This is a genomic window from Streptomyces nojiriensis (assembly GCF_017639205.1).
In the GTDB taxonomy this organism is placed as follows: domain Bacteria; phylum Actinomycetota; class Actinomycetes; order Streptomycetales; family Streptomycetaceae; genus Streptomyces; species Streptomyces nojiriensis.
Genome location: NZ_CP071139.1, coordinates 8,904,923 through 8,916,451, shown reverse-complemented (window position 1 = coordinate 8,916,451; position 11,529 = coordinate 8,904,923). Strand labels below are relative to the sequence as shown.

The following is an 11,529-nucleotide window of genomic DNA, read 5'->3' as shown; positions in this document are numbered from 1 at the left end:
CGGTCTCCTACGCGTCGTAGACGTGGCGCAGGACGACGGTGCTGGGTACGCCGGCCTCCAGCATGGCCTGGGAGCGGTGCTGCCCGTTGATGTAGCCGCCCTCGCTGTCGGGCTGGATCGCGTCGCACGTGCTGAACAGGGTCGCCAGTGCCGTGGTCTCCCAGTCTGTGGCGCCGGCCGAGGCCGCGTACTTCACGCTGAACTCCTGCATGGCCTCGGCTTCGACGACCTGTGCCCGGGCGTCGCGGAGCACCTGCAGCGCCATCTCGTTGACTCTGTGCCAGTCTCCGCCGTGGTACCAGCAGCACACACGGGCGGCCCGGCGCGGCAGGAGCTGACGCGTCCAGCGCCGCCACCACGGCACCCCGGTCGGCATGCACTCCGGCTCGCGAAACGGCCGAGGGCGGGCAAGGCGGGTCACCGCGAACTTCTCGAACACCAGCTGCGGCTCCGGCTCGGCCGGCCGCGGCACATAGCCGGCGCCGCGGTCGGTCGCCACAGGCGCGCCGACCAGATCCTGCAGCTGCTCGTGGGTGATGGTTCTCCATCTCGGGCCACTGGGCCGACAGCGGTCGGCGCCGGCGAACACCACGTGCCGGAAGCGCGAGGCCATGCTGTCGCCCTCCGGCCACAGCTGCCACTCCACCCACACCGGCGGCAGGTCCTCGTCGGGGCAATGCCGTCTCCACACTGCGCCCGCGTAGCTCTCCGCTCCGTTCATCAGCCCCATCCCCTCCTGGCCTCCGATCTGCGTCGCCACCGCGACCGGACGTGCCCCTGGTGCGGTGAACAGCTGCAGCCGGAACGTTCCCGGCAGCCCCGAAGCTGTGAACATGTGGTCGTCCACGACGATCTGGCGCGCCGCCGTCAACGTGCTGAGGTCGTCCCGGTCAATGGGGCGCGACGCCGACTCGGGTGCCGGGCCAGCGGGAAGCTCTTCGGTCATCCCCCGATCATTCCCAACCCGATGGGCTCCCAGCCGGTCATCCAGTGATCTCCCCCGCCGGACCGGCGGCCCAGGGCGCAGTCCTTGGTGTACTCGCACGCTCGTCTAGGAGTCGGGCGCCGCCGCTTACGGCCGCAGCAGGCTGAGCCGGACCGGGGCACGAACCGACAGCTGGTCGCTGTCCCTTGTGGTGCGTTCCGTGCTGCAACAGCCAGCCGCCACCGGGCCGTGGTTGTTCGGTTGGCGGCGCGGCCTGACGCGTGCGGTCCACCGGCGCGACGCCCGGGCATGCCGATTCGAGGCTTGGCGGGAGGCGCCGACATCACGCGGACTGGACGAACTCGTTGGGCGGGATATGGAGCACTCCACCACCCGCCTGGACCCATTGGCCGAGCGCGCGATGCTCGCCACGTGCGCGCTCGCCGACGCCAGCTGGCCCCGAAGGGTGGACTCCGAGCGCCATCGAGGACGCGGCCACTGCTCTGGAGGTACTCGCCGGCGCGCTGTCCGGCCTCAGCCCGGAGGCCTCGCAACTTATGGAGGTCGTCCGGCCGATGTCACCGCGCTCCGCGAAGGCGTCGAGCGCGTACCGGCCGGGGCCGCTCCGGCTGACGAGCCCAGCCGTGCGGGAGACCCTGCGGTATTGAGTACCGGCCTGCGGCGGGCGCTCGCCGCGCACAACCTGACCGGGCGAGTGCACCAGCTCAGCGCGGCCCTGCTGACCCTCGCCACTCTCCTCGCCGTCCGTCGTGAACTACCGTGTCAGACGGCTGCCCCAGAGGACGAACCCCGCCGGGGCGCGGGGCCGACGGAGACGGCCGCAGCGCCCCTCGCGGCGGCCCTGGTCGCCTAGGGGCCGGGGACCTACGCCCGGGTCCTCGCCTCCGGGAATGTCTCCACCGGTCTCACCCCGTCGGCAGCACTCCAGGTGACCACCGCCCTGAGCACCCCTCCGCCCCGCGCCCCTCGCCGTCCCGGCCGCGCCGCCGGGAACTCGGACACGGGTGGAAGGGCATCGACGCCAGCTGAAGAGGGCTGGGCCGGGCAGGTACCAAGCGGTGAGAGTCGGTCAGCAGGTCGCGCAGAGCCTGCACGTCACCTGCCTGCCAGATACTCCGCCTGCGCGGCGGCCCTGGTCGTTCACCTCGCGCAGCTACTCGCCTGTCGGTGGATCCAGGTCCCGGAGCCGGTTGAGTCCTCGTCTCACCAGAATGCGGTGCACGGTCGCCGGCGCGAGTGTGACGCTGTGCAGCCGCTGCAGGTCGGCGGCGAGCCCGGCTGGTCCGTGCTTGGTCTGCCGCCGCAGCGCCTCCACCAGGTCGGCGATGCCCTCGGGGGTGCGGGCGGGACTATGCCGTCTCTTCCGGATCTTGTCGGGCCCGCTACGCCCGGCACCGCACCTGGCCGCGGTCTCGGGGCACCCGAGTACGTCCAGTACACAGCGCGCCCCTCCGCCTTGCCATCTACGGCACCGGACGCCGCGGGCTCGGCCGACAAGATCCGAAAGAGACGGCCTAGTGGCGGAGCGGGAGGCGTGGTCGCGCAGTCCGTTCTCGCCGTGCGCGCGCCAGCGGGTGTACCACTTCGACAGGCAGCGGTGTACCTGATGCACGGCCTGCTGCTCCCGGACACCCTCGGTCAGCGAGCCATCCGCGCGAAGATCGACGAGATGGGGCTGGGCGAAGCCGCAATCACGGCAGCTTGAGGATTCAACAAAGTCGACCGGCCAACGTGCTCAGCTTCTGCTTGGGCTCCTCCTTCGGCCACCTCACTGAGCAGCTCAGCGAGATCATGACGAAGCACATGGCCTGCGTCTCCCGCCACCCCGGAGAACGGGACTCGGTAGAGGACCTCGTGGTCCAGTGGCTGGCAGCGATCCGGGACGCGGCACAGCGGTAGCGGGGTTGGCCGGCAGCTCCCACTGCGAACTGCACGGTGTGGTCGAAGATCCGGCACATGTGCGAGGAGGGCGCGCACCTCGGCCGGCGCCTTCGGCAGCGCGTTCCGCGTGGACTGGATGACATCGGCGTGCTGTCCCTGGGAGCCGAAAGATCAGGAAGTGGATTCGAACAGCTGGCCACCCGCTGGGGCATCCGCAGAGTGAGCAGTCGGGCAACGCCGAGCCCGCCCTTGCGGTCGCACGAGGGGGTCGGATCGAGGAAGATGGTCGCCGTGATCGATGACCGCGGGCATGCATCGTCCCCGGTCCCACGGCGGGACGTCTTGGCTGTCCGGTCTTGGGGCGACCCCGCGACAGCCCGCCCGGGGGTTCCAGGAGATGCAATCGCGCCGGAGACGTCCGCAGGTTGCTGAGGCGGACGGGAGCCATTGATGTCGGAACGGAACCCGCCGGACGCCTGGGAGAAGTTCGACGGGGCACTGCAGCGGGAAATCCTCACCGTTCGGCCTGCCGAGGTCGCCGTGCTCATCGTCCTCACGCCGGGTGATGATCACCTGCCAGGATCGGCTGTGACGCGCGGCGAGGCCGTCGACGCCATGCGCCGAACATTCGGGCGCCGAGCCGAGGCGGTGGTCGGCACTCTCGTTGCGGCGGGCGGGCGAGACATCCGCGAGTCCTGGCTCAATCACACGGTTGCGGCTCGTATATCGATAACGTCGTTGCTCGCGGTCGCAGGTCGTCCGGAGGTCCGGCAGGTACTGCTGGATTCGCCGAGGCAGGCCGAGATCGCGGACGAGCGCTGAGAGGAGCCAGGATGCCCTCGCCGTCCCCTGGAAGGGATGCCCGGTCCGCCGCCGACGACAGCCACGCGCAGTTCGACTGGTACGTACAGACGAGGCGCCGGCATCAGTTGGAAGAGCTGACGGCGCAGAGCCCGGCAGCCGTGCGCAAGCTTGATCCGTGGGTCGTCAACACGATTCTCCTCGAGCGCGAGCGGCGCAAGCTCGCCTCCTGGACGGGTGCACCCGACTCGACCGAGCAGCCGGTGCACGAGGTCATGATCAATATGATGTCGGGCCGGGATGCAGTGCGCCGGGGCGCCGTTCCGAGAGCCGAACGGGCCCGGGCGATCGAAACGCGTCAGGCCGAGGCCGACATCTTCCTGCAGGGCATCCGTGCGGACCTCGAACGGCGGGGCATCGACGTCCAAGAGGAGTTCTGGCTGACCCACAGCGTGCGCGCCACGCTCACTTCGTCCGAGGTGCTGGCGGTGGCGGCGCGAGCCGATGTCAGCAGTGTGACCAGCAACAAGCAGCGCAATGTCGAGTGCCTCGACGTCAGCCGACCGCACATCCGGGCGGACGTCCTGCCCACCGGTATCACGGGTGCGGGCATCACCGTAGCGGTCGTCGATACGGGTGTGGACGCCGCGCACCCCGCGCTCGCGGGCGTGGTCGGCCCGCAACAGGACATGACCGGTACGGCGGTGAACCGCGACGAAAAGGGCCACGGGACTCATTGCGCGGGGATCATCGCGAGCCAGGACGCGACATTCCGCGGCGTTGCCCCCGGTGCGAACATCATCGACATCCGGATCATGAACGGCACGGGCAATGCCACTCCGGCGTGGGCGACCGCGGGGCTGACCGCGGCGGCGACCTCCGGTGCCGACGTCGCGAGCAACAGCTGGGGCTATTCGCACCGCGACGGCGCGTGGGTCTGCCCCTCCGGCAACTGCGTGCTGTGCACCGCCGCCGACAATCTCGTGAACCTCGGCGTGGTGGTGGTCGTCGCCTCCGGAAACGAAGGCGTCGACTTCTGGGGGGACTACGCGACCAAGATCCGCTGTCCTGGTAACGCACGCAACGTCATCACCGTCGGGGCCACCGACGACGAGGACAACATTGCGGAATTCACCAGCCACGGCTCGACCCCGGACGGCAGGCCGAAACCGGACGTCGCGGCCCCGGGTGTGTTCATCGCCTCGGCACGGGCGTCGGGCACGGGAAGGCCGGAAGACGTCGTCGCGCCGGGCTTCATCGACAAATCCGGCACCAGCATGGCGGCCCCCCACGTGTCGGGTGTTGCCGCGCTCATGCTGGACAAGAACCCCGACATCACTCCCGGCACGGTCAAGAGGCTCATCGTCACGACCACGCCGGGACCGATCCCGCTCGTCTGGTACGGCAGGGTCGACGCACTCGCGGCGGTCAACGCCACGCCGGCGCCGCCGTGACCACGCACCACACCACCGGTCGGAAACCGCACATGAGGAGAGACGTCCCGTGCCCGACGATTTCGCGCCCCGAGCAGCAAGCGTCACCGACAACGACAGAACACTGGCGGGCGCGGTGCGGAGCGGTGTCAGGGACTTCAAGACCGAGAACCCGGTGGAGTTCCGGGAGATGGTGGGCGAGTTCGACGGCCGCCAGGCCAACGTGGCCGTGATCGGCTTCGGCCGGATCAACGTCCGCGTCGGCGGTGGCGACGTCGTCATCGAGCCCGGGCTGGGATCGGGGGAGATGATGCACGGTGCGGTGTATCGGGAAGCCGCCCAGCTGATCGCGGCCGGCCGCCTCACGCCACTCCAGGCGTACTTCCGGGGAGACGTCATCGTCCGGGCCGCGGCCGGCGACCTGCACAACGGCTACGGCTTCTTCGTCCGGTTCGCGGAACTCGCCTTCGGATCGGCAAGGCTGCGCACGCAGCTCGACGAGCTCTGCGATGAATTCCTCTGAGACCTTGCCGCTCTCCCCCGGCACCGGGTGGGCCGCGCGGCTCGACGACGCCCTGCACGAGGCGGTGACCGTACAGGACGCGGATCTGGGCCGGATCGCCGGCGGATTGATCCGGCGCGGTGGCAAGCGGCTGCGCCCGCGGTTGCTGTTCCTCGCCGCGAGCCTCGGCGAGGCCGACGAAGCGCTGCTCGCCCATGCCGCCGCCGCCATCGAACTCATGCACGTCGGATCGCTGCTGCACGACGACGTGATGGACGGTGCGGCAACCAGACGCGGTGCGCCCAGCGCGAACTCCCGGTGGGGCAACACACATGCCGCCACGACGGGTACGCACGTGCTCGCGTGCGCGATGGCCGAGCTGGCACACCTGCCGCACGAGGCGGTGTCGGCGGTGACGGAGGCGGCGTTCACGCTGTGCAGCGGGCAACTGCGCGAAACCGAGCATGTGTACGACACGGAGCTGGCCGCCGACGAGCATCTCGAGATCATCCGCATGAAGACGGCCACGCTGTTCGGGCTGCCCTGCCGGCTGGGCGCGGAGCTGGCCGCATGCGATCCCGGCCACGCAGAAGCTCTGTTCCGCTTCGGACAGCAACTGGGGATCGCGTTCCAGCTCACCGACGACCTGCTCGACCTCGTCGGCGACCCGGCCAGTCTGGGCAAGCCGACGGGTACCGATCTCCGTGCTGGCGTGTTCTCGTACTCGGTCCTCCTCGCGCTGCGCCGGAACCCGAGCGGGCGGCTGGCGGCACTGCTGCGCCACGAGAACCTCACCGAGCAGGAGGCGGCCGAAGCGGCGGGGCTGGTGCGTCTCAGCGGCACCGTGGACCTGACGCGCGAGCTCGTGCGTACGCACACCGACCGCGCCGCCACCGCGCTCGCCGGGCTCCCGGAGTTCCCCGGCCGCGACGCCCTCGCCGACATGCCCCGACGTATCGCGGGCCGGATGCGATGAACGTGCGAAATCCCTACGACGCCGTGGTGGTCGGCGCGGGGCCCGCGGGCTGCGCTGCCGCCTACCATCTCGCGGTCCGGGGCCGCCGGGTCCTGCTGCTCGAGGCCCAGCGCTTCCCGCGGGACAAGGTGTGCGGCGATGCGCTGACGCAGCGCGCGGTCCGGATCCTCGCCGCGATGGGCGTCCTCGACTGCCTGCCCCATGCGGAACGGATGCGGGGCGCGCGGGTCCACATGCGCGGCCGTGGCTGGCGCGACTTCGTCTACGACGCCTACCCGGGCACGGACAGCCACGGTCTCGTGGTGCCGCGCGTCGTGCTCGACGAGGCCGTGGCCCGCCGCGCCGTGGCGGTCGGCGCCGAGCTCTGGGAGGGCGCCGCGGTCACGGCCCCGATCGTCGAGGGCGGGCGGGTCGTCGGGGTACGGGTGTTCCGTGGGGGCCGCCCCGTCGACGTCCGGGCGGCCGTGGTCGTCGCTGCCGATGGTGCCCGGTCCCCGCTGGCGCGCGCGGTCGGTCTGCTTCCCGGGGGCGAGCTCGGCGTCGGTGTCGGTGTCCGCGGCTATCTGACCGGTCTCGACGGGCTGCGGGACCTCCAGGAGGCCTTCCTGCCCCTGGACGACGTCGCGGGCCGGGACCTGTTGCCGTCGTTCGGCTGGATCAACCCGACGGGCGCATCGGAGGCGAACGTCGGCGTCGCGCTGTTCCGTCCAGGATACGAAGGCCGCGCGGAGCAGGTGTTGCAGCACTTCCTCGCCCGGCTGAGCACACGCGGGAAGGAGTTCGGCGGCCGGCTGCGCGGAGAGTGGGCGACGGCGCCGTTCCGCCTCGACTTCTCTCCCGATCGCTGCGTGGCCGACGGCATCCTGCTCGTCGGCGACGCGGCGGGGCTGGTGAACCCGTTCACGGGGGAGGGCATCAGTTACGCCCTCGAGTCCGGAAAGATCGCGGCCGAAGTGATCGACCGCGGGCTGACCAACGATCCCGCGCGTCCGGACCTGCTGGACCACGCATTGCTGCTGGAGCACTCGTACTCCGGGTGGCTGGGGGCCGGCCGCCGGTCGGCACAGCGGTACCAGTTCGTCTGGCGGGTCCTGGAGAGCACCTTCGACAGCGAGCGCGCTCCGTTCGCGCTGTGCCGCCGGGCGGTTCTGCTGCCCGAGGGCATCGGCGAACTCCGGGCGAACCGCACGATCGACGACGTGGCCACGCTGATGGCCCCCGGGGTCGAGGTGCGTGCCGATCTCCTCGGCGTCGGTGAGCTCATGACGAGCTCTGTCCGGGACGAGTGGCCCTTCCTGGCCCGCGTGGCCACGTCGGGCTGGGGAGATCCCGGAGTCCCGTTCCGGCCGGCGCTGTTGCTCCTGCTGGCAACCCACTTCGGTGACCCCGGCACGCGCTGCGGCATCAAACAGAGCGCCGCGATCAAACTGGGCGCCGCGATCGAGCTGAGCGCGTTGGCGGCTCTCGCGCAACTCGGCGTGGAGAACACCCCGACACCGCACTCCAGCTGGGGAAACAGGTTCGCCATCCTGGTCAGCGACCTGCTGATGTCGAAGTCCTTGCACCTCGCCACCGACGGCGGCCCTCAGGCCCTCTCGGTCCTCTCCCAAGCCGTCACGAAGGTGTGCACCGGCCGGATCCGCGAGCGGCAGCACGCGTTCGATCCGGGGGTGACCGAGGACGAGCATCTGTCGCTGGTCGAGTTGCAGACGGCATCGTCGTTCGAGTTGCCGTGCCGGCTCGGCGCCGTCGTGGCGGGAGCCGATCCGGAGCATGCCGCATCACTCGCGAGCTACGGCCGTGCGCTCGGCGTCGCGTTCCGGCTGACCGAGGACATCCGCATGCTCACCGGGGCCAACGGCCCGGGGGACAACACCGCTGGCGCCGTGCTGCGCGACGGTACGTTGGCGCATCCCGTGCTGATCGCGCTGCGGCGTACGCAAGGAAGACTGACGAGCCTTGTGCGCGGCGGGTGCCGCACGGCGGGCGAGGTTGACGAGGCGGTGGCGCTCGTCCGCGAGAGCGGAGCGCTCGAGGTGACCCGTGCTCTGGCACGAGAGCAGGCCGTCCGGGCGGCTGTCGCGCTTGAGGCACTGCCGGAAGGACCTCCGCGCGCATCGTTGTTCGCGTTGATCGACTACGCGGTCACGCGACGGCTTCCGCAACGACCGGCCCTGGAGTCACTGTTCGGGTGATCGGGGCGGTTCCCCGTGGATGTCGGCCGGCTCCGGTCACACGCCGATCCCAGCAACTGGGCCTGGGTCCGCAGCGTGCGGAAACGCAGCCGGAGCGGGGGTGGTGCCCACCAGTTGGAGCCGCGGAGCAGTGTCATCGTGGCCGGAACCAGCACGCACTGCACCAGCGTGCGACCGGCCCCCGTACGAAGCGGACGTCGATCTCACCGTACCGCCGCTCGCCGATTGGAGCGCGCACCTGTCCGTCGTCCGCGACAAGGCGGTACCGCTGCCCGAACTGCTGACCGCGGTCCTGGTCGCGATGGCCGAGCCGCTGAATGCCAACGTCGCCGACGCACTTCTGGCCGCGCTGCGCGCCGCAGGGGTGCTGGACGAGGTCCGCCTCTACGCCGCGAGTAGGGCTCGGAGCGGGTGTCTGGCCGGGTGCTGATCACACAGCGCCTTCTTCCTCGCGGCCGTTACCGCCGCCGGTCAGGCGAGGAATCGGTTGACGAGCGCCAGGAGCAGAAACGCGAGGGCTGCGATTCCCGCGATCTGGCAGACGCGTCTCGGCGAGGGCCGCCTCACGACCGTCGGCCGCCCGAGCGTGGGAAAGACGTAGTAGATCCTGTGCGGGTGCTCGTCTACCGCCACCTTCGCGAACCGCACGTACTCGAGTTCTGTCCGGCGCGCGATCTCTTGGTGGTGCGGTCGAAGAAGCGGTTTCAGGGTTGATCCGAAATCCTTCTGGACGCGGGCGCGCAGAGGATCGTTGTCCGCCATTGTTGTCGGGGTCCAGGCTGCATGCTGATCCGCGAGTTTCCGCGCCCAGTAGAGCACTCCGGGCTCCGGAAGTCTGACCTCCTCGGTCCTTGGTGTCTGGGCGATGATGCCTTCTGTCCACTCGACGGTCCTGCCCGTGCCGGCGCAGTGCTTGTGCGTGACCTTGCCGTCCCCGGCACAGTCGGGACACGACCGGGACCCTTCGCCGCGGCAGATGGTGCATTGAACGCGACCACGGCCGCGGCACGTTACGCATGCGACACCAGGCTCACCACACTCATAGCACTGCCCACGGTCGCTGGTCTCCGCTGCAGCAGCGTGCACAGGGGTTCGGGCCTGCGCCCCGGCCGGTTTCAGGGCCGAACGGCCGTCTCCGCCGCACAGTAGACAGCAGGTGCTGTCTCTGCAGCTTCCACACGGTCGGCGCGGCTCGCAGCGGATCATGCCTTCGCCTTCACAGCGCTGGCAGCGGACGCCTCCGTTACCGCATTCGCACAAGCGGGCATCGATCGACCCCCGCCGTACCAATATCCGTCTGCGCTGCTCGGCAGGGTCCCGAGGAGGTGGAATCCGGTAGTCGCTGATCACGTCGTAGACCGGGCGGCCGGAGAGGTCGAGAGGTCCGCGGTGGAGGCGCTTCTCTTCTGAGCGGGACTCGATGCTCCGTACGATCTGCCCTTTCAGGAGCGAATGCCAGGTGATCGCGGAGGCAGCCGACAAGGGTCCTGCCAGAGGTTCCCCTCGACTCTCGATGTGGCTCTGCACGGCCTTGAGAACTTCCTCGTCGCCCAGCACCCGTCTCCCCAGCGTCCTTTGTACGGCCAGCGCGCGATGCTCGGCTGACGTGAGTCCAGCAGACGGATAGGACAGTACCCAACTACTGTGCGCAGCAACGGTCCTTCACACAGAAGACCCCCGGGAAGGGCTCCACCTCAGACTCGAGGCTGGTGTACGCGGTTGCCCGGGTGGGAGAAGAGGCCGGCAGGACCCGCCTCACGGGGGGCTGCGGTGAGGACGGCGAGCAGCTCGTCAGGTGAGTTGTGACCAAGGCGGCGGCTCGTGTCAGCAGTGCCCCGCGCGGAACGGTGAGCCGGCTCGGCAGGGCGGTACGGTCCTGTGGCGTGATCTTGGAGGACGCCTCCCGGTGAACCGTTGGACTAAGACCGACCGGCAAAAGGATCACTTGAGGCGGCGACGGGTGGGTCGGCCATTCCAGCGGTATCGGCTGCGTGCCTGCCAGATCATCATGCGAAGTGTGACGAGGGTAGCGGCGAGGTAGAGGTAGAAGTCCACGACCCTGCCGTTTCTCTCGGTGCAGCGCCGAAGCTTGCCGTAGCCGTTCATCCACGAATGCGTGCGCTCGACGGGCCAGCGCCTGCTGGCCTGGATCGGGGCGGGCACACCCTTGCGGGCGATCTCGGCAGTGAACCCCAACTCGGCCATCAAGGCACGGGACTTGATGCTGTCGTAGCCCGGTCGAGGTTGACGTTCACGGAGTCTGGCAGCATGCCAACCTGCTCCTGCGCGGCGTCCAGGGTCAGTCCGAGCAGTGGCGAGTCATGCCCATTGGCCCCCTCGGAGACGATCCCCCATGGGACGCCGCGGGCGTCGCAGGCGGCGGAGCGCTTCAGTCCCTGCTTGCCCTGGTCGACCGGCGAGCGGCCGGCCTTCTCCCCGCCGGACGGGGCCTTGGTGATGCAGCCGTCACCGAGATCTCGCCAAGGTCGAGACCGATCATCCGGTCGTAGGCGTCCAGGGCGAGAGCGTGCAGCGCTTTGGAAATCCCTTGCCGGGACCACTCTTTGAGGCGCCGGCGGATGGTGCGGTCCGAGCATCCGGGTGTGGAGATCCGCTCGTAGCCGGAACCATGGACCAGCGCGAGCACGACGTGCTCGAAGACGGTTCGGTCGGGATCCGGCGGCGGTGACAGCCCAGCGGGTGGCCGACGACGAACTCCTCCCGGACGGGGAGGAGCGCGGCGAACTGGTCCCACAGAGGTTCGAGCAGGCAAGCTGGCAGCGCGGGCACGGCCG

The 11,529-nt window shown here is 69.9% G+C and carries 10 protein-coding genes and 1 pseudogene; 8 read left to right on the top strand and 3 right to left on the bottom strand.

What is annotated here, in order from left to right:
- Nucleotides 1–7: 7 nt before the first annotated feature.
- The gene (locus JYK04_RS40325; protein WP_189746332.1) at nt 8–946 is read right to left on the bottom strand and encodes a hypothetical protein; all 939 of its coding nucleotides are present in this window, start codon (nt 944–946) and stop codon (nt 8–10) included.
- A gap of 643 nt (nt 947–1,589) precedes the next feature.
- Between JYK04_RS40325 and JYK04_RS40320 the strand changes: the two genes are divergently transcribed.
- From JYK04_RS40320 to JYK04_RS40285, 8 genes are all read left to right on the top strand, one after another.
- Entirely contained in the window at nt 1,590–1,799 is a 210-nt protein-coding gene (locus tag JYK04_RS40320; RefSeq protein WP_189746330.1) for a hypothetical protein, read from the top strand.
- Nucleotides 1,800–2,480: 681 nt separating this feature from the next.
- Nucleotides 2,481–2,651 (top strand): hypothetical protein, encoded by a 171-nt coding sequence (locus JYK04_RS40315; RefSeq protein WP_189746328.1) that lies wholly within the window; start codon nt 2,481–2,483, stop codon nt 2,649–2,651.
- Nucleotides 2,652–3,277: 626 nt separating this feature from the next.
- Nucleotides 3,278–3,649 carry a hypothetical protein gene (locus JYK04_RS40310; protein WP_189746326.1) on the top strand — a complete coding sequence of 124 codons (372 nt, stop codon included), beginning with the start codon at nt 3,278–3,280 and terminating at the stop codon, nt 3,647–3,649.
- 11 nt (nt 3,650–3,660) lie between these two features.
- Nucleotides 3,661–5,082: a S8 family serine peptidase gene (locus tag JYK04_RS40305; RefSeq protein ID WP_189746324.1), complete on the top strand. Its 1,422-nt coding sequence runs from the start codon at nt 3,661–3,663 to the stop codon at nt 5,080–5,082.
- Between the two features lie 49 nt (nt 5,083–5,131).
- On the top strand, nt 5,132–5,584 hold the full coding sequence (locus tag JYK04_RS40300) for a hypothetical protein (protein ID WP_189746322.1): 453 nt from the start codon (nt 5,132–5,134) through the stop codon (nt 5,582–5,584).
- Nucleotides 5,571–6,539 (top strand): polyprenyl synthetase family protein, encoded by a 969-nt coding sequence (locus JYK04_RS40295; protein WP_189746320.1) that lies wholly within the window; start codon nt 5,571–5,573, stop codon nt 6,537–6,539. Before JYK04_RS40300 ends, JYK04_RS40295 begins: the two co-directional genes overlap by 14 nt.
- The gene (locus JYK04_RS40290; protein WP_189746318.1) at nt 6,536–8,734 is read left to right on the top strand and encodes a geranylgeranyl reductase family protein; all 2,199 of its coding nucleotides are present in this window, start codon (nt 6,536–6,538) and stop codon (nt 8,732–8,734) included. The genes JYK04_RS40295 and JYK04_RS40290 overlap by 4 nt, the downstream gene beginning before the upstream one ends.
- A gap of 130 nt (nt 8,735–8,864) precedes the next feature.
- Nucleotides 8,865–9,164, top strand: a complete 300-nt coding sequence (locus JYK04_RS40285; RefSeq protein ID WP_189746316.1) for a hypothetical protein — start codon at nt 8,865–8,867, stop codon at nt 9,162–9,164.
- A gap of 41 nt (nt 9,165–9,205) precedes the next feature.
- On the opposite strand, the gene JYK04_RS40280 is transcribed toward JYK04_RS40285, so the two are convergent.
- Both JYK04_RS40280 and JYK04_RS40275 read right to left on the bottom strand, forming a co-directional pair.
- Nucleotides 9,206–9,496, bottom strand: a complete 291-nt coding sequence (locus tag JYK04_RS40280; RefSeq protein WP_189746314.1) for a hypothetical protein — start codon at nt 9,494–9,496, stop codon at nt 9,206–9,208.
- A 1,179-nt stretch (nt 9,497–10,675) separates the two neighbouring features.
- Nucleotides 10,676–11,524, bottom strand: a pseudogene (locus JYK04_RS40275) (IS5 family transposase).
- Between the last annotated feature and the right edge of the window lie 5 nt (nt 11,525–11,529).

Excerpts from the sequence above, each read along its gene's own strand:
- JYK04_RS40325 (WP_189746332.1), bottom strand. The coding sequence starts at position 946 with ATGACCGAAGAGCTTCCCGCTGGCCCGGCACCCGAGTCGGCGTCGCGC.
- JYK04_RS40310 (WP_189746326.1), top strand. The coding sequence starts at position 3,278 with ATGTCGGAACGGAACCCGCCGGACGCCTGGGAGAAGTTCGACGGGGCA.
- JYK04_RS40305 (WP_189746324.1), top strand. The coding sequence starts at position 3,661 with ATGCCCTCGCCGTCCCCTGGAAGGGATGCCCGGTCCGCCGCCGACGAC.
- JYK04_RS40295 (WP_189746320.1), top strand. The coding sequence starts at position 5,571 with ATGAATTCCTCTGAGACCTTGCCGCTCTCCCCCGGCACCGGGTGGGCC.
- JYK04_RS40290 (WP_189746318.1), top strand. The coding sequence starts at position 6,536 with ATGAACGTGCGAAATCCCTACGACGCCGTGGTGGTCGGCGCGGGGCCC.
- JYK04_RS40280 (WP_189746314.1), bottom strand. The coding sequence starts at position 9,496 with ATGGCGGACAACGATCCTCTGCGCGCCCGCGTCCAGAAGGATTTCGGA.